Source organism: Pseudomonas cavernae, assembly GCF_003595175.1.
GTDB classification, from domain to species: Bacteria; Pseudomonadota; Gammaproteobacteria; order Pseudomonadales; family Pseudomonadaceae; genus Aquipseudomonas; species Aquipseudomonas cavernae.
Window position 1 is genome coordinate 4,739,943 of the sequence record NZ_CP032419.1, and the last position, 18,846, is coordinate 4,758,788.

21 protein-coding genes are annotated in these 18,846 nt (G+C 66.9%); 9 read left to right on the plus strand and 12 right to left on the minus strand.

Annotation, left to right across the window (positions count from 1 at the left end; genetic code table 11):
* The first annotated feature begins 58 nt into the window (after nt 1–58).
* The 6 genes from xerC to rfbD all read left to right on the plus strand — a co-directional run bounded on the left by xerC (nt 59) and on the right by rfbD (nt 5,235).
* The gene (gene xerC, locus D3880_RS21565; RefSeq protein ID WP_119895454.1) at nt 59–958 is read left to right on the plus strand and encodes a tyrosine recombinase XerC; all 900 of its coding nucleotides are present in this window, start codon (nt 59–61) and stop codon (nt 956–958) included.
* Complete coding sequence (locus D3880_RS21570; protein WP_119895455.1) at nt 955–1,650, plus strand: HAD family hydrolase; 696 nt, start codon at nt 955–957, stop codon at nt 1,648–1,650. Before xerC ends, D3880_RS21570 begins: the two co-directional genes overlap by 4 nt.
* A 198-nt stretch (nt 1,651–1,848) precedes the next feature.
* A complete protein-coding gene (rfbB, locus tag D3880_RS21575) occupies nt 1,849–2,931 on the plus strand; it encodes a dTDP-glucose 4,6-dehydratase (RefSeq protein WP_119895456.1) in 1,083 nt (360 codons plus the stop codon).
* Complete coding sequence (rfbA, locus tag D3880_RS21580; protein WP_119895457.1) at nt 2,928–3,806, plus strand: glucose-1-phosphate thymidylyltransferase RfbA; 879 nt, start codon at nt 2,928–2,930, stop codon at nt 3,804–3,806. The genes rfbB and rfbA overlap by 4 nt, the downstream gene beginning before the upstream one ends.
* On the plus strand, nt 3,803–4,345 hold the full coding sequence (gene rfbC, locus D3880_RS21585) for a dTDP-4-dehydrorhamnose 3,5-epimerase (protein ID WP_119895458.1): 543 nt from the start codon (nt 3,803–3,805) through the stop codon (nt 4,343–4,345). Before rfbA ends, rfbC begins: the two co-directional genes overlap by 4 nt.
* A gap of 2 nt (nt 4,346–4,347) precedes the next feature.
* Nucleotides 4,348–5,235, plus strand: a complete 888-nt coding sequence (gene rfbD, locus D3880_RS21590; RefSeq protein ID WP_119895459.1) for a dTDP-4-dehydrorhamnose reductase — start codon at nt 4,348–4,350, stop codon at nt 5,233–5,235.
* Between the two features lie 160 nt (nt 5,236–5,395).
* On the opposite strand, the gene sutA is transcribed toward rfbD, so the two are convergent.
* From sutA to glnK, 4 genes are all read right to left on the minus strand, one after another.
* A complete protein-coding gene (sutA, locus tag D3880_RS21595) occupies nt 5,396–5,725 on the minus strand; it encodes a transcriptional regulator SutA (protein ID WP_119895460.1) in 330 nt (109 codons plus the stop codon).
* A gap of 75 nt (nt 5,726–5,800) precedes the next feature.
* Nucleotides 5,801–6,226: a secondary thiamine-phosphate synthase enzyme YjbQ gene (locus D3880_RS21600; protein WP_119895461.1), complete on the minus strand. Its 426-nt coding sequence runs from the start codon at nt 6,224–6,226 to the stop codon at nt 5,801–5,803.
* Nucleotides 6,227–6,399: 173 nt separating this feature from the next.
* Nucleotides 6,400–7,731: an ammonium transporter gene (locus tag D3880_RS21605; RefSeq protein ID WP_119895462.1), complete on the minus strand. Its 1,332-nt coding sequence runs from the start codon at nt 7,729–7,731 to the stop codon at nt 6,400–6,402.
* A gap of 33 nt (nt 7,732–7,764) precedes the next feature.
* Entirely contained in the window at nt 7,765–8,103 is a 339-nt protein-coding gene (glnK, locus tag D3880_RS21610) for a P-II family nitrogen regulator (RefSeq protein WP_003096476.1), read from the minus strand.
* 395 nt (nt 8,104–8,498) lie between these two features.
* Between glnK and D3880_RS21615 the strand changes: the two genes are divergently transcribed.
* Both D3880_RS21615 and D3880_RS21620 read left to right on the plus strand, forming a co-directional pair.
* A complete protein-coding gene (locus tag D3880_RS21615; protein ID WP_119895463.1) occupies nt 8,499–8,759 on the plus strand; it encodes an accessory factor UbiK family protein in 261 nt (86 codons plus the stop codon).
* 33 nt (nt 8,760–8,792) lie between these two features.
* Nucleotides 8,793–10,289 (plus strand): YifB family Mg chelatase-like AAA ATPase, encoded by a 1,497-nt coding sequence (locus D3880_RS21620; protein ID WP_119895464.1) that lies wholly within the window; start codon nt 8,793–8,795, stop codon nt 10,287–10,289.
* Between the two features lie 100 nt (nt 10,290–10,389).
* Here D3880_RS21620 and D3880_RS21625 read toward each other — a convergent pair whose 3' ends face one another.
* The 7 genes from D3880_RS21625 to D3880_RS21650 form a co-directional block, all read right to left on the minus strand.
* Nucleotides 10,390–10,941 carry an SRPBCC family protein gene (locus D3880_RS21625; RefSeq protein WP_119895465.1) on the minus strand — a complete coding sequence of 184 codons (552 nt, stop codon included), beginning with the start codon at nt 10,939–10,941 and terminating at the stop codon, nt 10,390–10,392.
* A gap of 109 nt (nt 10,942–11,050) precedes the next feature.
* Nucleotides 11,051–11,497: a YybH family protein gene (locus tag D3880_RS21630; RefSeq protein ID WP_119895466.1), complete on the minus strand. Its 447-nt coding sequence runs from the start codon at nt 11,495–11,497 to the stop codon at nt 11,051–11,053.
* A gap of 15 nt (nt 11,498–11,512) precedes the next feature.
* Nucleotides 11,513–12,310: a DUF899 domain-containing protein gene (locus D3880_RS21635; protein WP_119895467.1), complete on the minus strand. Its 798-nt coding sequence runs from the start codon at nt 12,308–12,310 to the stop codon at nt 11,513–11,515.
* The gene (locus D3880_RS22835; RefSeq protein ID WP_162935029.1) at nt 12,297–12,446 is read right to left on the minus strand and encodes a hypothetical protein; all 150 of its coding nucleotides are present in this window, start codon (nt 12,444–12,446) and stop codon (nt 12,297–12,299) included. The genes D3880_RS21635 and D3880_RS22835 overlap by 14 nt, the downstream gene beginning before the upstream one ends.
* 10 nt (nt 12,447–12,456) lie before the next feature.
* Entirely contained in the window at nt 12,457–12,801 is a 345-nt protein-coding gene (locus D3880_RS21640; RefSeq protein ID WP_119895468.1) for a YciI family protein, read from the minus strand.
* 263 nt (nt 12,802–13,064) lie between these two features.
* Nucleotides 13,065–14,312, minus strand: a complete 1,248-nt coding sequence (locus tag D3880_RS21645) for an RNA polymerase sigma factor (RefSeq protein WP_119895809.1) — start codon at nt 14,310–14,312, stop codon at nt 13,065–13,067.
* An 86-nt stretch (nt 14,313–14,398) separates the two neighbouring features.
* Nucleotides 14,399–15,319 carry a LysR substrate-binding domain-containing protein gene (locus D3880_RS21650; RefSeq protein ID WP_119895469.1) on the minus strand — a complete coding sequence of 307 codons (921 nt, stop codon included), beginning with the start codon at nt 15,317–15,319 and terminating at the stop codon, nt 14,399–14,401.
* A 127-nt stretch (nt 15,320–15,446) separates the two neighbouring features.
* Here D3880_RS21650 and D3880_RS21655 point away from each other — a divergent pair, with 127 nt between their 5' ends.
* The gene (locus D3880_RS21655; protein ID WP_119895470.1) at nt 15,447–16,832 is read left to right on the plus strand and encodes a NorM family multidrug efflux MATE transporter; all 1,386 of its coding nucleotides are present in this window, start codon (nt 15,447–15,449) and stop codon (nt 16,830–16,832) included.
* Nucleotides 16,833–17,002: 170 nt separating this feature from the next.
* Here the strand turns inward: D3880_RS21655 and D3880_RS21660 are convergent, their stop codons facing one another.
* Nucleotides 17,003–18,673 (minus strand): putative bifunctional diguanylate cyclase/phosphodiesterase, encoded by a 1,671-nt coding sequence (locus D3880_RS21660; protein ID WP_119895471.1) that lies wholly within the window; start codon nt 18,671–18,673, stop codon nt 17,003–17,005.
* Nucleotides 18,674–18,846: the final 173 nt, after the last annotated feature.

Genomic DNA, 18,846 nt, shown 5'->3' on the forward strand with positions numbered 1-18,846 from the left:
GGCGTAGGATGAGTTGAGCGCAGCGCTAGCCATCGAACCGCGCCCGCCGGGAGCCTCCATGCAAGCTGAACTGGACGCCTATCTCGAACACCTGCGCAGCGAGCGCCAGGTGTCGGCACATACCCTCGACGGCTACCGGCACGACCTGCAGACAGTCCTGACGCTTGCCGAGAAGACCGGCATCGCCACCTGGGCCGCGCTCGATGGCCGCAGCCTGCGCAGCTTCATCGCCCGCCTGCATGCGCAGGGCCAGGCCAGCCGCAGCCTGGCGCGCCTGCTGTCGGCGGTGCGCGGGCTCTACCGCTACCTCAATCGCGAAGGCCACTGCAGCCATGATCCAGCCAGCGGCCTGACTCCGCCCAAGGGCGAACGCCGCCTGCCGCGTACGCTGGATGCCGACCGCGCCAGCCAATTGCTCGACGGCGCGGTCGAGGACGACTTCATCGCCCACCGCGATCAGGCCATCCTCGAGCTGTTCTATTCCTCCGGGCTACGCCTGGCGGAGTTGACCGGATTGAACCTCGAGCAACTGGATCTCGCCGCCGGCCTGGTCGAGGTGCGCGGCAAGGGCAACAAGGTGCGCGTGCTGCCAGTCGGCAGCAAGGCCCGCCAGGCGCTGAATGACTGGCTGCCGTTGCGTGCCCTGAGCAACCCCAGCGATGGCGCGGTGTTCGTCAGCCAGCAGGGCCGCCGCCTCGGCCCGCGGGCGATCCAGTTGCGCGTGCGGCAGGCCGGGGTGCGCGAACTCGGCCAGCACCTGCATCCACACATGCTGCGCCACAGTTTCGCCAGCCATATGCTGGAATCCTCCCAGGACCTGCGTGCCGTGCAAGAGCTGCTCGGCCACGCCGACATCGCCACCACGCAGATCTACACCCATCTGGATTTCCAGCACCTGGCCAAGGTCTACGACAGCGCCCACCCACGGGCCAAACGCCGCAGCAGTGAGTCCGAATGAGCATCCGCCTGATCACCTTCGACCTCGACGACACCCTGTGGGACAACCGCCCGGTTATCCTCGGCGCGGAAGCCGCGATGCGCGACTGGCTGACCCGGCATGCGCCGCTGCTGGCCGCCCTGCCGGTCGAGCATTTGTGGGGCATCCGCAGCCAGCTGCTGGCGGCCGAACCGGCGCTCAAACACCGCCTCAGCGAACTGCGCCGGCGTACCCTGCTGCAGGCCCTGCAAGGCGTCGGCTATTACCCCGCTGAGGCCAAGGACCTGGCCGAAGGCGCCTTCCAGGCGATGCTCCACGCCCGCCATCGCATCACCCTGTATCCGGACACCGTGTCGACCCTGGAACTGCTCGCCACCCGCTATCACCTCGGGGTGATCACCAACGGCAACGCCGACGTGCGCCGCCTGGGCCTGGCCGATTACTTCCAGTTCGCCCTGTGCGCCGAGGAACTCGGCATCGGCAAGCCCGACCCGCACCCGTTCCAGGAGGCCCTGCGCCGTGTCGGCGTCAGCGCCCAACAGGCGGTGCATATCGGCGACCACCCGGGCGACGACATCGCCGGCGCCCGTGCCGCCGGCCTGCGCGCGATCTGGTTCAACCCCGAGGGCAAGGAGTGGGGCGACGACCGGCCGCCGGATGCGCAGATCCGCAGCCTCGGCGAATTGCCGGCGCTGTTGATGAACTGGGGCTGAGCACGCACCGGCACGGGCAGCACAGCCCCCCTCCCAGTCGACACTTCGCCAGGCTGGAGCGCCCTTTCCCGAGCAGATGATAGAATCCGCCAGCCGCAAGCCTTGCACGCTGACCAATCCTTGACCTGACCCAGGCGCTTGGTGAGCAAAGCACGGGCTGACCCGTTGGGATTCCATCGAGCACACATGAGTACACCCATGACTTCCCGCATCCTCGTCACCGGTGGCGCCGGCTTTATTGGCTCGGCAGTGGTTCGCCATCTAATTGCCAACACCAGCGCTGAAGTCGCCAACCTCGACAAGCTGACCTACGCCGGCAATCTGGAGTCGCTGGCCAACGCGGCCGACTCGTCGCGCTACCGTTTCTACCCGGTGGATATCTGTGATGCCGTGGCGCTGGATAAGGTTTTCACCGAATTCCAACCCGATGCCGTGATGCACTTGGCCGCCGAATCCCATGTGGATCGCTCCATCGACGGCCCCGCCGAATTTATCCAGACCAATATCCTCGGCACCTACAGCCTGCTGGAAGCGGCGCGTGCTTATTGGAACGGCCTGAATGGCGAGCGCAAGGCCAGCTTCCGCTTCCACCACATATCCACCGACGAGGTGTACGGCGACCTGGAGGGCACGGATGATCTGTTCAGCGAAACCACACCCTACTCGCCCAGCTCGCCCTACTCGGCCTCCAAGGCCAGTTCCGACCATCTGGTGCGTGCGTGGCAGCGCACCTATGGGCTGCCGGTGCTGATCACCAATTGTTCAAACAACTACGGGCCGTATCACTTCCCGGAAAAACTCATCCCGCATGTGATCCTCAACGCCCTGCACGGCAAGCCGCTGCCGGTGTATGGCGACGGCTCGCAGATTCGCGACTGGCTGTATGTCGAGGACCACGCAAGGGCGCTGGTGGAAGTGGTGACCCGTGGCCAGGTCGGCGAGACCTACAACATCGGCGGGCACAACGAGAAGCGCAATCTCGAGGTAGTGGAGACGATTTGCGAATTGCTGGATGAGTTGGTGCCCATGGCCGGCACGGATGATCGCGAGCAAGCTCGCTCCTACAAAGAGCTGATTACCTTCGTGACGGACCGCCCCGGCCACGATCGGCGCTATGCCATCGATGCCTCGAAGATCGAGCGCGAGCTGGGCTGGGTGCCGCAGGAAAGCTTCGAGAGCGGCCTGCGCAAGACGGTGCAGTGGTACCTGGATAATCGTGAGTGGTGGCAGCGGGTGTTGAGCGGCGATTACCGCCTGGGACGTTTGGGAGAGCGGGCATGAAAGGCATCATCCTGGCCGGCGGCTCCGGCAGCCGTCTGCACCCCATTACCCGGGGGGTGTCGAAGCAGCTGCTGCCGATCTACGACAAGCCGATGATCTATTACCCGCTGTCGGTGCTGATGCTGGCGGGTATCCGCGAGATTCTGGTGATCTCCACCCCCGAGGACTTGCCGAACTTCCGCAAGCTGCTGGGCGATGGTTCGGAGTTCGGCATCGAGCTGAGTTATGCCGAACAGCCGTCCCCGGACGGCCTGGCCCAGGCCTTCCTGATCGGCGAGGAGTTCATCGGCGACAGCAGCGTGTGCCTGATCCTCGGCGACAACATCTTCTACGGCTACGGCTTCAGCGCCATGCTGCGCGAGGCGGCCAGCCGCTCTGCGGGGGCCACGGTATTTGGTTATCACGTCACCGACCCCGAGCGCTTCGGCGTGGTGGAGTTCGATGGCGACGGCAAGGCCATTTCCATCGAGGAAAAACCCCAGCAGCCGAGATCCAACTATGCGGTCACCGGCCTGTACTTCTACGACAACTCGGTGGTGCAGATCGCCAAGCAGGTGCAGCCTTCGGCGCGCGGTGAGCTGGAAATCACCGACGTGAACAACGCCTACCTGCAACGTGGCGACCTGCATGTCAGCTTGCTCGGTCGCGGTTTTGCCTGGCTGGATACCGGTACCCATGAGTCGCTGCTGGAGGCCAGCCACTACGTGCAAACCATCGAAACCCGTCAGGGCCTGAAGGTGGCCTGCCTGGAGGAGATTGCCTACCACCAGGGCTGGCTGTCGGCAGCGCAACTCGGCCGTCAGGCCGAGGCGTTGAGCAAGACCGGCTATGGCCAGTATCTGCTGCGCCTGCTGGCCCAGGAGGCCAAGCCATGAAAGTGATCGAAACGGTGCTGCCGGGTGTGCTGATCATCGAGCCGAAAGTCTTCGGCGATGCCCGCGGCTTCTTCCTGGAGAGCTTCCAGGTGGAACGCTATCGCCAAGCGGGGATCGACCTGCCCTTCGTCCAGGACAACCACTCGCGCTCGCAACGCGGGGTGCTGCGCGGCCTGCACTTCCAGCGCAGCCGGCCGCAGGGCAAGCTGGTCAGCGTCAGCCGCGGCGCGGTGTATGACGTGGCGGTGGACATCGACCCGGCTTCGCCGACCTGCGGCCAGTTCGTCGGCGTCGAACTCAGCGATGACAACCATCGGCAGATGTGGGTGCCGCCGGGTTATGCCCACGGTTTCTGTGTGCTCAGTGAAGTGGCCGATTTCCAGTACAAATGCACCGATTTGTACTTCCCCGCGGATGAGGGCGGGTTGAGCTGGAACGATCCGGACCTGAACATCCCCTGGCCGATCGCCGAGCCGCTGCTGTCCGAGAAGGACAAGCACAATCCCAGCCTGCGCACGCTGCTGGGTCGGGAGGGTTGACGATGCGGGTTCTTGTCACGGGAGCCCGCGGCCAGGTCGGGCATGAGCTGCTGCGCCATGTGCCGGATGGCTTTGCCGCGCAGGGCTTGAGCTCGGCCGAGCTGGATATCAGCGACGCGGCCCAGGTGGCAGAAACCGTCAAGCGCTTGCGCCCGCAGCTGATCATCAACGCCGCGGCCTATACCGCGGTGGACAAAGCGGAAAGCGAGCCCGAGCGCGCCTATGCGGTCAACCGGGATGGCGTCGCCCACCTGGCGCGGGCCGCGGCGGACAGCGGTATCCCGCTCCTGCATATCTCCACCGACTATGTGTTTGCCGGCGACGCCGACCGGCCGTACCGGGAAACCGATCCGACCGCCCCGAGCGGCGTGTATGGCGCCAGCAAGCTGGCCGGCGAACTGGCGCTGGCCGAACACTGCCCGCAGCATCTGGTGCTGCGCACCAGCTGGGTGTTTGGCGCGCACGGCAACAACTTCGTCAAGACCATGCTGCGCCTGGGCCGCGAGCGGGAAGAGCTGGCCGTGGTAGCCGATCAACGCGGCTGCCCGACTTCGGCTGCCAGCATCGCCGCAGCCCTCTGGCAGCTGGCCGGGCAATACCGCAACGCTGGTGCGCTGCGCTGGGGTGTTTATCACTTCAGCGGGGCACCGGCCTGTAGCTGGCATGAGTTCGCCGTGGAAATCTTCCGCCAGGCTCACGCCCTGGGGCTGCTGGCCAGAGCGCCGCGGGTGAAGGCCATCGCGACCCGCGACTACCCGACAGCGGCCAAGCGCCCAGCCTGGTCGGTGCTGGATTGCAGCCAGCTTATCCACAGCCATGGCATTTCCCCAGCCGACTGGCGCCAAGATCTACATCGCGTGCTGCAGGAGCTGGGAGCGCTCGACGCTTAAGTTATCTTCGACCGGATTAGCGCGCCCGGCTCAGCCAAATCGGCTGGTGGCGGGCCGGCTGAGCACCAGACTGTTCAAGCGCACGCGCACTCTAACTCGCGCTGCATGCCCCCATGAAAAAGCCCGCCAAATGGCGGGCTTTTTGCTCTGCATTCGAACCTCAGATGGGCCGGCTGCCGTACTTGCTGTCCGGCTTCTTCGGCGGGTCGGCTACCACGTTGGGCTCAACTTCCTGGACCTTGCCACCGCGGGCGAGGAACTCCTGCATGGCCCGCTCCAGAGCATCGCGCTCTTTCTGCTTGGCCTCGATGCTGGGCAGTTCATCGATGTCCACCGCCGCCTTGGCTTTCTTTCCGGGTTTGACCGGCGCTTCGCCGCTGTCGTCGCTCTCATCTACCTCGGTATCGCCGTCATCGGCAGCTGCCAGCTCCTCGCCGTCGTCCTCGCCGCCACCGTCCAGTTCGTCTTGTTCCAGATCTTCGTCGCTCATGTTCAACCTCATGCCTTGCGAAAGCAGGTTAGTTATAGCCCAGCTACGTACGCTATAGAACGTCGCCGGAAAAATTCAAATGGCCTCGCCATGCAGGGTGGCGAGAACCTGACGCACTCCCGCCTGATCGCAGTGTTCGCCGAGGTAGATGCCTTGCCAGGCACCCAACGCCAGACGCCCGTCCGCCACCGGCAGGCTCAGCTGGCAGCCCAGCAGGCTGGCCTTGAAGTGCGCCGGCAGGTCGTCCGGGCCTTCGTCGTTGTGCTCGTAACCGGGAGCCTCTTGCGGCACCAGACGGTTGAAGAACCGCTCGAAGTCACGGCGCACCGCCGGATCGGCATTCTCGTTGATGCTCAGCGAGGCCGAGGTATGGCGCAGCCACAGGTGTAACAGACCGATGCGGCAAGTGCGCAGTTCCGACAGGGCCGCGACTATTTCATCGCTGATCAGGTGAAAGCCGCGCGGGCGGGCAGCCAAGCTGATCAAACGCTGCTGCCACATACCCTAGCCTCCACACCTTTGGCGCGCATTCTAGCGCGCCGTCAGAAAAAACAAAGGCCGCCGGCCAGAGCCTTTGGTCTGATTGCCCTGACCCCAACGAAAACCGTGCCTGATGGCTCCGCACAAAGCAAAACGCCCGGCAGAGCCGGGCGTTTTGGGCAAGCCGCGCGGGCTTAGAGGTTGTAGCCACGCTCGTTGTGCTGTGCCAGGTCGAGACCGACGGTCTCTTCTTCTTCGCTGATGCGCAGGCCCATCACCAGATCCAGCACTTTCAGGATCACGAAGGTGACGATGGCGGTGTAGACCACGGTGAAAGCGACGCCCTGGAACTGAGTAATGAACTGATCCAGGATGCTGTTCTCTTCCGAGTACACGGTGCCGAAGCCGCCCAGTGCCGGCGCCGCGAACACACCGGTCAGCAGCGCGCCGACGATACCGCCGATGCCGTGCACGCCGAAGGCGTCCAGGGAGTCGTCGTAGCCAAGCTTGCGCTTGAGGCTGGTGGCGCAGAAGTAGCAGATCACACCGGCGGCCAGACCGATCACCAGGGCGCCCATCGGGCCGACGGTGCCGGCAGCCGGGGTGATGGCCACCAGGCCGGCGACCACACCGGAAGCGATGCCCAGGGCGCTCGGTTTACCGTGGGTGATCCACTCGGCGAACATCCAGCTCAGCGCGGCGGCGGCGGTGGCGATCTGAGTCACCAGCATGGCCATGCCGGCGGTGCCGTTGGCCGCGACCGCGGAGCCGGCGTTGAAGCCGAACCAGCCAATCCACAGCATGGCGGCACCGATCAGGGTAAAACCGAGGTTGTGCGGCGCCATCGGGGTGGTCGGGTAGCCTTTACGCTTGCCCAACACCAGGCAGGCGACCAGGCCGGCGATACCGGCGTTGATATGCACCACGGTGCCACCGGCGAAGTCCAGCACGCCCCAGTCCCACATCAGGCCGCCGTTGCCGCTCCACACCATATGGGCAATGGGTGCATACACCAGGGTGAACCACACGGCCATGAAGACCAGCATGGCGGAGAACTTCATGCGCTCGGCAAAGGCACCGACGATCAGCGCCGGGGTGATGATCGCAAAGGTCATCTGGAAGACGATGAACACGCTTTCCGGGATGGCATAAGTCAGGCTGGCTGGCGTGACGCCGGCGAGGAAGGCTTTGGACAAGCCGCCGATGAAGGAATTGAAGTTGACGACACCCTGTTCCATACCGGTGACGTCGAAGGTGATGCTGTAGCCGTAGACGACCCACAGAATGCTGATCAGGCCGGTGATGGCGAAGCATTGCATCATCACCGACAGCACGTTCTTGGACCGCACCATGCCGCCGTAGAACAGCGCCAGGCCGGGGATGGTCATGAACAGCACGAGTGCGGTGGCGACGATCATCCACGCGGTATCGCCGCTGTTCAGCACAACCTCGTCGGCCGCCATGGCCAGGCCAGGGGTAACGAGGGACAACAGGGCTCCTAGCCCTGCGAGTTTACGCAGAGTCATATTGTTTTCTCCTGGGGCGTGGGGTTCGGCGGCTTAGATTGCGTCTGTGTCGGTTTCGCCGGTACGGATGCGGATGGCCTGTTCCAGATTGACCACGAAGATCTTGCCGTCACCGATCTTGCCGGTGTTGGCCGCCTTGGTGATGGCTTCGATGACGCGATCCAGCTGATCGTCGGCGATGGCCACGTCGATCTTCACCTTGGGCAGGAAGTCGACGACATATTCGGCGCCGCGATACAGTTCTGTGTGGCCCTTCTGCCGCCCAAAGCCTTTGACTTCAGTGACGGTAATGCCCTGCACGCCGATCTCGGACAACGACTCGCGCACGTCGTCGAGCTTGAACGGCTTGATGATGGCAGTGACTAGCTTCATGAAACTCTCTCCCGTTTTGGTGGACTTGCCCCAGGAAAAACGAACCCGGCTCAAGTCTAAGCGCAGTGTCTGGCTTTGTAACGCATCGGGCGCCCTAGCTTGGCCACTCCGACAGCAACCAATCGCTTCCGGCGAAACAGCTCCCCCGCTTCGCCTCGTGCACCGAACTGCATCAGTGCATGCGTCACAGGCGTCTAAGCAGAAACCTTGCCATGTCGACTAAAAAGAGGTTTTTCAGGCAGTTACTGGCATAGGGCCGCCCTGGTACGGCCGTACGCCGGTGAACCTCGCACAACAACGGTGCACTGCCGCCACCGAGGCTGCTCAAAAAGCGTGCAAATCCTGACCCGCTAGCCGCGTGTTACACTGCGGCGGTCATTACTGGAACCCCCGCCATGCTGCCACCCAAATCCCTGCTCGACGCCCTCAGCACCCACGCCGCGCGCCTGTTCGGCGGCGACAGCCCGTTGCCGCGCGCGGAGCTGGAAAGCCAGTTCAAGGCCCTGCTGCAGAGCGCGTTCAGCAAGCTGGATCTGGTCAGCCGCGACGAGTTCGACAGCCAGATGGCCGTGCTGGCGCGCACCCGCGCGCGCCTGGAGGCACTGGAGGCCAAGGTCGCCGAGCTGGAAGCCAAGCAGAATCCACCCGCCAGCTAATCCCTAGCCGGCGGGACTGATCAAGGAGTGATCATGTCCCTGGCCATCGTCCACAGCCGCGCACTGGTCGGCGTCGAAGCGCCGGCCGTCAGCGTCGAAGCCCATCTGGCCAACGGCCTGCCCGCACTGGCGCTGGTCGGCCTGCCGGAAACCAGCGTCAAGGAAAGCAAGGACCGCGTGCGCAGCGCGATCCTCAACTGCGGTTTCGATTTTCCGCCACGGCGCATCACCCTCAACCTGGCGCCTGCCGACCTACCCAAGGACGGCGGGCGTTTCGACCTGGCCATCGCCCTCGGCATCCTCGCCGCCAGCGGCCAGATTCCCGCCGCGGCGCTGAGCGAAAGCGAATGCCTCGGCGAACTGGCGCTGTCCGGCGCGCTGCGCCCGGTGCAGGGCGTGCTGCCGGCCGCCTTGGCCGCACGCGCGGCGGGACGCACCCTGATAGTGCCGAAAGCCAATGCCGAGGAAGCCAGCCTGGCCTCGGGACTCAGCGTACTGGCCGCCGAGCATCTGCTGGAACTGGCGGCCCACTTCAACGGCAGCCAGCCGCTCGCGCCCTATCAGGCCCAGGGCCTGTTGCGGCAGACGCCGCCCTACCCGGACCTCGCCGAGGTGCAGGGCCAGCAAGCGGCCAAGCGCGCCCTGCTGGTCGCCGCCAGTGGCGGCCATAACCTGTTGCTCAGTGGCCCGCCGGGCACCGGCAAGACCCTGCTGGCCAGCCGCCTGCCCGGCCTGCTACCGCCGCTGGACGAAACGGAAGCCCTGGAGGTCGCCGCGATCCATTCGGTGGCTATCCATGCGCCGCTGGAGGCCTGGCCGCAGCGACCGTTTCGCCAGCCGCATCACAGTGCCTCGGGGCCGGCGCTGGTCGGTGGCGGCAGCCGCCCGCAGCCGGGCGAAATCACCCTGGCGCACCAGGGCGTGCTGTTTCTCGACGAGCTGCCGGAGTTCGACCGCAAGGTGCTGGAGGTGCTGCGCGAGCCGCTGGAAAGCGGCCATATCGTCATCGCTCGGGCCCGCGACAAGGTGCGCTTCCCGGCGCGCTTCCAGCTGGTGGCGGCGATGAACCCCTGCCCCTGCGGCTACCTGCACGACCCCAGCGGGCGCTGCCGCTGCACCCCGGAACAGATTCAGCGCTACCGCGGCAAGCTGTCCGGGCCACTGCTCGACCGCATCGACCTGCACCTCACCGTGGCGCGCGAGAGCACCTCGCTGCAGGCCCCCGCCGAACCCGGCCAGGACAGCGCCAGCGTCGCCGCCCGGGTCGCCGCCGCGCGTCAGCGCCAACTGCGCCGCCAGGGCTGCGCCAACGCCGTGCTCGACCTGACTGGCCTGCGTCAGCACTGCAGCTTGCGAGCCGACGACCAAGGCTGGCTGGAGCAGGCCTGCGAGCGCCTCAACCTGTCGCTGCGCGCCGCCCACCGGCTGCTCAAGGTCGCACGTACCCTGGCCGATCTCGACCAACAGGACGCCATCGGCCGGCCGCATCTGGCCGAGGCGCTGCAGTACCGGCCAAGCGCGGCGCCGTGATCCGGAGGCTCGTCGGCAGGCTGTCTGTGGCGCAGCGCGCCCCCCCCTCAGCCGTAGCCGAATGCAAGCCGGGGAGCGCGGAGTTGCCGGCGTTCCCGGATTACATCCGGGCTATCTGCACACCCTCCGGCGCCGCCGTGACCCGCGCGCGCAACTGCTCCAGGCCTTGCTCGAACGCGCCGCCGCACATCTTGTCCGGATCGAACAGCAGGCCCATGGCCTTGGCGATGAAGTTGTTGCGTCCGTCCAGCCCCCACACCACGCGCGTGCCAGCGCCTTCCGGGCGCAACTGAAAGGTGGCGACGCTGCTGGCGCGGAACGGCTTGAGGAATTCCAGTTGCATGCGCACCAGCTGGCCTGGCCGGCTCTCGACGATGGTGGCGCTGCCTTCGCCGACCTCCTTGTTGCCGGCCCAGCGGTACAGCGCGCCCTCGCCGCTCGCCGAGCCCAGGTATTCGACACGCATGTCGGGGTCGCGGGCGAACGGTGACCACTGGTGCCAGTGGTGGAAGTCGTTGATCTGCGCGAACACCGCCTCGGGCGGCGCGGGGATCAGCGCCGAGCGTTCGACATGGAAGTGGTCCGGCCGCCGGGCGATCCAGAGAGCCAGGCCGACGAGCACGAGCACCATGACGATCAGTAGGGTTGCCATTGCATCTCTCCTTCAGAATTGTGCCGGCGCCAGGCGCGAAGCCTCGCTCCAGGTCTGCCAGACCAACTGGTGGCTGATAACGAAGTCCTTATCCATATCGATCATTTCCTCAGGGTTGGGCATCGAAAATCGCCTTGCCGCTTTCCATGTCGAACGGCATAGAGAAATGCTCATGGACGATCAGCCAGCGCCCGGCCTGCTTGCGGAATCCCTGAGTCACGCGCATCCAGCAACCCTGAGGTTGGCCGTTGGCATCGGTGCCGCCGCAATAGCATAGGTAATGGGCAAGTCCCAGGTCGCCGCTGATGTCGATGTGCTGCTCGCGCACCTCGTAGGTCGGCTTGCCGGGGCACATCGCCATGCACGCTTGCCAGTGCTTCCGATAGGCCTCACGGCCTTTGAATTGCAGCTGGGCGATGGCATCGAAGGCGATGATGTCCTCGGCGTAGGTGGAGATGACGGTGGCCACGTCCTTGGCCAGGAAGCCTTTGACCCAGGTGTCGAGCAGTTCGTGAATCTGGTCGTGGTCGTTCTTGAGTTGGGTGGCGGTATTCATGCTGAGTCCCTCGCTTCAGTTGGCTTTGGCTTTGGCCGTGGCGCAGCAGTCGTGCGCCACGGCGGGGGTTTCGTCGTAACGGTCGTGCAACTTGGCCCAGAATTTCCCTTGGCCGCCCAGGTCGGGCATGCCGTCCCAGCCTTCCAGGCGGCCGAAGGGCGTGAGGTCGAGGTAGTTGGAGGTGCCATCGAGCAAGTCCAGGCCACGCCCGTAGCTGGAGTAGCTGTGGAACACCCGCTCGCCGTCGCGCAGGAACACGCTGAGGCCGGGCTGCTCGCCCTCGAGGTGATAGTCCAGACCGAGGCGCTTGAGCTCGGCCTTGTCACGGTAGTTGTACTGCACCGGCACCACGCGCTCGTCGAGGCTGACGTGGAAGTCGTAGTTGAACGGGCTGCCGAACGACGAGTACCAGGGCAGGTTCCAGCCCATGCGCCGTTTGAACGCCTCCAGCTCCGCCAACGGTGCGCGCGAGACCAGCACCAGATTGGTGTCGCGGGCATGCAGGTGGGCCTGGTGGCCGATGTTGTCGACCAGGTAGGAGCAGCCTGGGCAGCCTTCGCCACGGTCGCGGTGGAACATGTAGTGGTAGACGATCAGCTGGCTGCGGCCGTCGAACAGATCGAGCAGGCGCACCTCACCCTGCGGCCCCTGGAAGCGGTAATCCTTGTCTACGGCGACCATCGGCAGCTTGCGGCGCTCGGCATTCAAGCGGTCGCGTTCATGGGTGAAGGCCTTTTCCTTGGCCAGCAGGGCCAGGCGCGCCTGCAGCCATTCGGCGCGGCCGGCGATCTTCGGATAATCACTGGGTTTCATGGTTCGCTCTCCCGATGGGGGTTGGCGGGGATGGCTTGGTGGCGCGACGCTTGCCGAGCAGGCAAGCGCCGAGCCCGCCGGCGGCCAGCAGGCCGCTGCCGCCGAGGGTCAGCGCGGCCAGGCAGAAGGGGCACATGGCGCGGCGCTCAGATCTGCAGTTGGCGCACGGGGCGCACTTCGACGCTGCCGACCCGCGCCGCCGGGATCTTGCCGGCGACCTGCAGCGCCTCGTTGAGATCGCGCGCCTCGACTAGGTAGAAGCCGGCCAGCTGCTCCTTGGTCTCGGCGAACGGGCCGTCGGTGATCGACTGCTTGCCGCCGCGCAGACGCACGGTGGTGGCGCTGCGCACCGGTTCCAGGGCCTCGGCGGCGAGCAGCCGGCCGCTGGCGCGCACCGATTCGCAGTAGTCGTTGCACTCGGCGTCGTGCGGGCTGTCGGGCAGGCTGTGCATGAGGCTTTCGTCGCCGTAGACCAGCAGCAGGTATTTCATGGCGAATCTCCTTGGGTGGTTGGAGCGGCTTGGTTATTCAGTAGTCGAGCGGCCAGCGGACCAATCGACAAAGACGCGAAAAAAATTCGCCGGTCATTACTGCTGGGTTAGAGGCCAGCCGGAGAGCGGGTGCAACCCATCGGGCATCGCGACACGCGGGTTTCACCCGCCCTACCGAAGCTCGCAGGATGGGTTGAGCGTAGCGATACCCATGTCTCCGGGCCAAACACCAAGCTCAACCCACCCTAGGGCTACGGGCCTGCTCAGCCGTCGGCCAACTCGGCCAGCCGGCGCTCGAGGAACTGCCGGTCCGCGCCCTGCTGGCTCAGCTGCAGGGCCCGCTGGTAGGCGGCGCGCGCCTCGTCGACACGGCCCAGACGGCGGCACAGATCGGCGCGGGCGGCATGCGCCAGGTGGTAGTCGTCCAGCTCGCCGCCCGCCAACAGCGCGTTGACCAGCGCCAACCCGGCCGCCGGACCGTCGCGCATGGCCAACGCCACCGCGCGGTTGAGCGCCACCACCGGCGAGGGCGCGAGGCGCAGCAGGGCGTCGTAGAGGCCGACGATCTGCGCCCAGTCGGTGGCCGCGGCACTCGGCGCCTCGGCATGCACGGCGGCAATCGCCGCCTGCAGGCTGTAGGGGCCGAAGCGCCGCGAACGCAGCGCGGCGAGGACCAGCTCATCGCCCTCGGCGATCAGCGCCGGGTCCCACAGGCTGCGGTCCTGCTCCTCGAGCAGCACCGGCTCGCCGCTGGCCGAGGTCCGTGCCGGGCGCCGCGCCTCGTGCAGCAGCATCAGCGCCAGCAGGCCCTGGGCCTCCGGTTCGGGCAACAGTTCGAGCAAGAGGCGGCCCAGGCGGATCGCCTCGGCGGACAACTGGCTGCGGGTCAGCGACTCGCCGGAGCTGGCGAAATAGCCCTCGTTGAACACCAGGTAGACCACCCGAAACACCGCCTCCAGGCGCTCGGCCAACTCGCCGCGACCGGGCACCTCGTAGGGAATGTGTGCCTCGCGGATCTTCGCCTTGGCGCGCACGATGCGCTGTGCCACGGTGCTCGGCGGACAAAGGAAAGCGCGGGCGATTTCCTCGGTCGTCAGGTCGCAGACCTCGCGCAGGGTCAACGCCACCTGAGCGTCGGCCGCCAGAGCCGGGTGACAGCAGGTGAAGATCAGGCGCAAACGGTCGTCTTCCAGATGCTCGCCGTCCCAAACTTCGGCGGCATCGACCGGCTCGAGGCTATCGCCGAGGGTCTCCAGGGTCTGGAAGCGTGCCTGTCGACGCAGCCCATCGATCGCCTTGAAGCGCCCGGCGGAGACCAGCCAGGCGCGCGGATTGGCCGGCACGCCAGCGCCCGGCCACTGCTCCATGGCCGCACGGAAAGCCTCGTGCAGGGCCTCCTCGGCCAGGTCGAAATCCCCCAGCAGGCGGATCAGGGTGGCCAGCACCCGCCGCGATTCGTTGCGATACAGAGTCTCCAGCGTGGCGTGCAGGCTGGCGGCGTTCTGATGCATATCCATGAGCTGACTGTCCAAGCGGTCGCCTCCCGAGGGTAGCGCCCGGATGCATGGTGCGTGAGGTAGCTGACCGACGGCATTTTTCAAGCGCGCAGACGCTGCACCGCCGGCAACCGCATGGCCGCCACCTCGGCCTGCAGGTAGTCGCGCAGGCGGCGCAGGCGCTCCTGGCCGCGGCGCGCCTTGGGCCACACCAGGTAGTAGCTGCAGCCGCTGGACACCGCGGTCGCCCAGGGCAGGCCGAGGCGGCCGGCGGCGACATCCTCGGCGACCAGCAGCAGGTCGCCGATCGACACTCCGTAGCCGCGCGCGGCGGCGACTATGCCCAGCTCGAGCATGTCGAACACTTGGCCGCCCTTGAGCGGCACCTGCTCGCTGAGGCCGGTGGCCTGCAGCCACTGCCGCCAGTCGCGGCGATCCGGGGTCGGGTGCAGCTGTTCGGCGGCCTGCAGACGGGCCAGATCCCAGGGTCCGGCGGCGGCCGCCTCGGGGGCGCAGACCGGGATCAGCCACTCCTCGAACAGCAGCGCGCTGTGCCAGTCCTCGGGGAAACTGCCATCGCCGAGCAGCACCGCACAGTCGAACGGCTCGTGCTGGAAATCGACCTTGTCGACGTCCATCCAGGCGCTGGTCAGCTGCACCTCGCTGTCCGGGTGATGCAGGCGAAAGCGCGACAGCCGGGCGAGCAGCCAGCGCATGGTCAGGGTCGAGGGCGCCTTCAGGCGCAGCACGCCCTCCTCGCTGCGCAGGCTGGCGCAGGCCTGCTCGAGCGCCGCGAAGCCGTCGCGCAGGCCGGGCAACAGCAGGCGCCCGGACTCGGTCAGGCGCAGGCCGCGGCCGGCGCGCTCGAACAGGCGGCAACCGAAGTCCGCCTCGAGGGTGCGGATGTGCCGGCTCACCGCACTCTGGGTCAGGACCAGTTCCTCGGCGGCGCGGGTATAGGACAGGTGGCGCGCCGCGGCCTCGAAGGCGCGCAGGGCGTAGAGCGGCGGCAAACGGCTCATCGATGACTAATACTCATGGCTGATATGGCTTTTATCCCTTTGTGGCGGGTGCCAGCGTCTCAGGAGAATAGCGAGTATTGCCGGGCAGAGGACAATCCGACTGCCACTCGAATGATGATTCTCGCTTATGTCTGACAGTCTCCGCAGCGAACTCGCCGCCCTGCTGCGCCTGGCCGGGCCGCTGGTGGCGGCGCAGTTGGCCCATGTGCTGATGGTGTTCACCGACACGGTGATGATGGGCCTGCTCGGCCCGGCGCAGCTGGCTGCCGGCGCGCTCGGCGCGGCTGGCTACAACTTCGTGTCGATCTTCTGCGTCGGAGTGATCGCCGCGGTCGGCAATCTGGTGGCGATCCGCCATGGCGCGCAGGACGCCGCCGGGGTGCGCGCCATGACCCAGGCCGGGCTATGGGTGGCCTTCAGTCTGGCGCTGCTCGCCGGCCTGCTGCTCTGGCATCTGGCGCCGCTGCTGCGGTTGGCCGGCCAGGATGAGGCCAACATCGCCGGCGCCATGCAGTTCCTCTCCACCCTGATGTTCGCCCTGCCCGGCTATCTGTTGTTCATGACCCTGCGCGGCTTCACCGGCGCGCTCGGCTGCCCCGGCCCGGTGCTGGCGATCAGCCTGGGCGGCGCGCTGCTGAATTTCCTCCTCAACTACACGCTGATCCACGGCCTGTTCGGCCTGCCGCGCATCGGCCTGGCCGGCATCGGCCTGGTCACCGCGGTGGTGATGAACCTGATGGCCCTGGGGCTGGCCCTGTACATCCGCTGGCAGCCGTTCTACCGGCCCTGGCCGCTGCTGGCCGGGCTGGCGCGGCCGAACCTGGCGGCGCTGGGCGAGAATCTGCGCCTGGGCCTGCCGATCGGCGGCACCTATGTGGTCGAGTCCGGGCTGTTCTTCGTCGCCGCGCTGTGCATGGGCGCGCTCGGCAGCACCGAGCTGGCCGCGCACCAGATCGCCATCCAGGCCGTTTATGTGGCCTTCATGGTGCCGGTGGGGATTTCCTACGCGGCGAGCTTCCGCATCGGTCAGCATTTCGGCGCCGGGCGCTTCCACGCGGCGCGGCAGACCGGGCGCCTGGCGATCGGTCTCGGCGGCCTGTGCATGCTCGGTTTCGCCCTGCTGTTCTGGCTGGCGCCGCAGGCGGTGATCGGCCTGTTCCTCGACGCCGGCGCCGCCGAGCACCAGGCGGTGATCGCGCTGGCCGTACAGCTGCTGGCGATCGCCGCCTGGTTCGAGCTGTTCGACGGCCTGCAGACCATCGCCATGGGCGCGATTCGTGGGCTCAAGGATGCCAAGACCACCTTGCTGGTCGGCCTGGTCTGCTACTGGGCGATCGGCGCGCCGCTGGCCTGGGCGCTGGCCCTGCCGCTCGGCTGGGGCGCCGCTGGGGTGTGGTGGGGCCTGGCCGTGGGCCTGGCCTGCGCGGCGCTCGGGTTGAGCCTCGGTTTCGAGTGGAAGACCGCCAAGCTGTTGCGCGCGGAGCAGCCCCCGGGCCAGGCGTGCCTGAGCTAGGTGCGCGGGGATGAGGGTGGCGGCAGGCTCCTCTTCAGCTCGTCACTCTGCGCCGCCTGGTAGGTTGGAAAACCGCGCAGCGTTTTCCACCACCGCGCCGGTGGATGTGCAAAGCGACATCCACCCTACAACGGCTGTAGGCGCGGGCCTGGCCCGCGCCTCCAGCGCGGCTAACCCGGCAGCTCGGCCACCCGCTCCTCGCGCTTGCCGAACACCAGGAAGCGCGCCAGCTCGGCCAGCGGCAGCGGCTGGCTGATCAGGTAGCCCTGCACCTGGTCGCAGCCGAACTGGCGCAGCAGCGCCAGCTGCTCGGCGCTCTCGACCCCCTCGGCGACCACCTCGAGGTTGAGGTTATGCGCCAGGTTGATCATCGCCCGCACCAGCTGACGGTTCTCGGCGCGCTCGCGCATGCCGCCGACGAAGCTCCTGTCGATCTTCAGCAGGCTGATCGGCAGGCTGTTGAGGTGCTGGAACGAGGAATAGCCGGTGCCGAAATCGTCCAGCGAGAAGCGCACGCCGAGCGCGGCGAGGCTGTCCATGGTCTGCCGCACCGACTCGCTGCGGCGCATCACCGCGGTTTCCGTCAGTTCGAATTCCAGCCACTGGGCATCGACGCCGCGTTCCTCGATCAGGCGGCCGAGGGTCGCCAGCAACTGGCTGTCGAGGAACTGGCGGAACGACAGGTTGACCGCCATGTGCAGCGCCGGCAGGCCGCGCCCGCGCAGCCACTGCATGTCGCGCAGGGCGCGGGCCATCACCCAGTAGCCGAGCGGCACGATCAGCCCGCTCTGTTCGGCCAGCGGCACGAATTCGTTGGGCGCCAGCAGGCCGCGCTCGCGGTGGCGCCAGCGCACCAGCGCCTCGAGGCCGAGGATGCGGCCGCTGTGCAGGCACAGGCGCGGCTGGTAGTGCAGCTCCAGCTCGTCGCGGCGCAGCGCCCGGCGCAGCTCGCCTTCCAGGTCGGCGAGGCTGCGCGCGTTGCGGTTGATGCGCGCGTCGAAGACGTGGAAGGTGCAGCCCTGGGTGCTCTTGGCCTGCTGCATGGCGATGTGCGCATGCCACATCAGCGGGTCGGCGCCGGCCTCACAGGCATGGGCCAGGCCCAGACTGCAGCCGAGCAGCAGGCTTTCGCCGTCGATCCAATAGGGCTCGGACAGCGCCTCGGTGAGGCGCTCGGCCAGCTGCGCGGCGCGCTGCGGATCGTGGCGGGTGTCCAGCAGCAGGGCGAACTCGTCGCCGCCCAGGCGCGCCAGCTGGTCGCCGGCCGCCAGTAGCACCTTGAGCCGCGCCACCACCTGGAGGATCAGGCGGTCGCCGGCCTGGTGACCAAGGGCGTCGTTGGCGTGGCGGAAGTTGTCCAGATCGAGATGGCCGAGGGCCAGGCCGCGCCCGCCGCACTCGGCCAGACGCGCCGCCAGCAGGGTCTGGAAGCCCTGGCGGTTGGCGATGCCGGTCAGCGGGTCCTGTTCGGCCAGGCGCAGCAGGGTGAGCTTGAGGTTGCTGTGTTCGCACACATAGCGCAGGCAGCGGCGCAGCACATCGGCGCCGAGGCTGCCGCGCACCAGCCAGTCGCTGACGCCGAGCGGCGCTTCGGCCGGCTCCTCGTCGAGCAACAACACGGTGGGCCACGGGCAACGGCCGGGCGCCGGCTGACGCGCTGGGGTGGTCAGCAGCAGGGCCGGATTGGCGGCGTCGAAGAGATTACTAGCGGCGTCCCAGGACGGTGCGGTGATCAGCGGGACAAGGCTGCCCAGCGCGGCCAGATGCTCGCGCAATGATTCGGCCCATTCCGGCCGTTCGGCCAGCAGGACTATCCGCACAGGTTCGACGAACGCGGACAAGCAACCTCCCCAACACAAGACAGTGGCGATCGAGTCGCCTGAGTGCGCCGCTCACAGCGTCTATTTCGCACGTCCTGTGCAGATTCGGGGCATCCTGCGGGAAAGCCGAATGCGCGGCAACCCCGACGAATGGCACCAGCGTACTGGATCACAGCAATAAGCCAAGGCTGGCG

Bases quoted from the DNA above. Each gene is read 5' to 3' on its own strand.
- rfbB (WP_119895456.1), top strand. From the start codon at position 1,849: ATGACTTCCCGCATCCTCGTCACCGGTGGCGCCGGCTTTATTGGCTCG.
- D3880_RS21650 (WP_119895469.1), bottom strand. From the start codon at position 15,319: ATGAGCCGTTTGCCGCCGCTCTACGCCCTGCGCGCCTTCGAGGCCGCG.
- D3880_RS21625 (WP_119895465.1), bottom strand. From the start codon at position 10,941: ATGGCAACCCTACTGATCGTCATGGTGCTCGTGCTCGTCGGCCTGGCT.
- D3880_RS21605 (WP_119895462.1), bottom strand. From the start codon at position 7,731: ATGACTCTGCGTAAACTCGCAGGGCTAGGAGCCCTGTTGTCCCTCGTT.
- D3880_RS21570 (WP_119895455.1), top strand. From the start codon at position 955: ATGAGCATCCGCCTGATCACCTTCGACCTCGACGACACCCTGTGGGAC.
- sutA (WP_119895460.1), bottom strand. From the start codon at position 5,725: ATGAGCGACGAAGATCTGGAACAAGACGAACTGGACGGTGGCGGCGAG.
- D3880_RS22835 (WP_162935029.1), bottom strand. From the start codon at position 12,446: ATGTGCCCCTTCTGCCTGGCCGCGCTGACCCTCGGCGGCAGCGGCCTG.
- D3880_RS21615 (WP_119895463.1), top strand. From the start codon at position 8,499: ATGCTGCCACCCAAATCCCTGCTCGACGCCCTCAGCACCCACGCCGCG.
- D3880_RS21655 (WP_119895470.1), top strand. From the start codon at position 15,447: ATGTCTGACAGTCTCCGCAGCGAACTCGCCGCCCTGCTGCGCCTGGCC.
- D3880_RS21630 (WP_119895466.1), bottom strand. From the start codon at position 11,497: ATGAATACCGCCACCCAACTCAAGAACGACCACGACCAGATTCACGAA.
- rfbC (WP_119895458.1), top strand. From the start codon at position 3,803: ATGAAAGTGATCGAAACGGTGCTGCCGGGTGTGCTGATCATCGAGCCG.
- D3880_RS21600 (WP_119895461.1), bottom strand. From the start codon at position 6,226: ATGTGGCAGCAGCGTTTGATCAGCTTGGCTGCCCGCCCGCGCGGCTTT.
- xerC (WP_119895454.1), top strand. From the start codon at position 59: ATGCAAGCTGAACTGGACGCCTATCTCGAACACCTGCGCAGCGAGCGC.
- D3880_RS21645 (WP_119895809.1), bottom strand. From the start codon at position 14,312: ATGCATCAGAACGCCGCCAGCCTGCACGCCACGCTGGAGACTCTGTAT.
- rfbA (WP_119895457.1), top strand. From the start codon at position 2,928: ATGAAAGGCATCATCCTGGCCGGCGGCTCCGGCAGCCGTCTGCACCCC.
- D3880_RS21640 (WP_119895468.1), bottom strand. From the start codon at position 12,801: ATGAAATACCTGCTGCTGGTCTACGGCGACGAAAGCCTCATGCACAGC.
- D3880_RS21620 (WP_119895464.1), top strand. From the start codon at position 8,793: ATGTCCCTGGCCATCGTCCACAGCCGCGCACTGGTCGGCGTCGAAGCG.
- glnK (WP_003096476.1), bottom strand. From the start codon at position 8,103: ATGAAGCTAGTCACTGCCATCATCAAGCCGTTCAAGCTCGACGACGTG.
- D3880_RS21635 (WP_119895467.1), bottom strand. From the start codon at position 12,310: ATGAAACCCAGTGATTATCCGAAGATCGCCGGCCGCGCCGAATGGCTG.
- rfbD (WP_119895459.1), top strand. From the start codon at position 4,348: ATGCGGGTTCTTGTCACGGGAGCCCGCGGCCAGGTCGGGCATGAGCTG.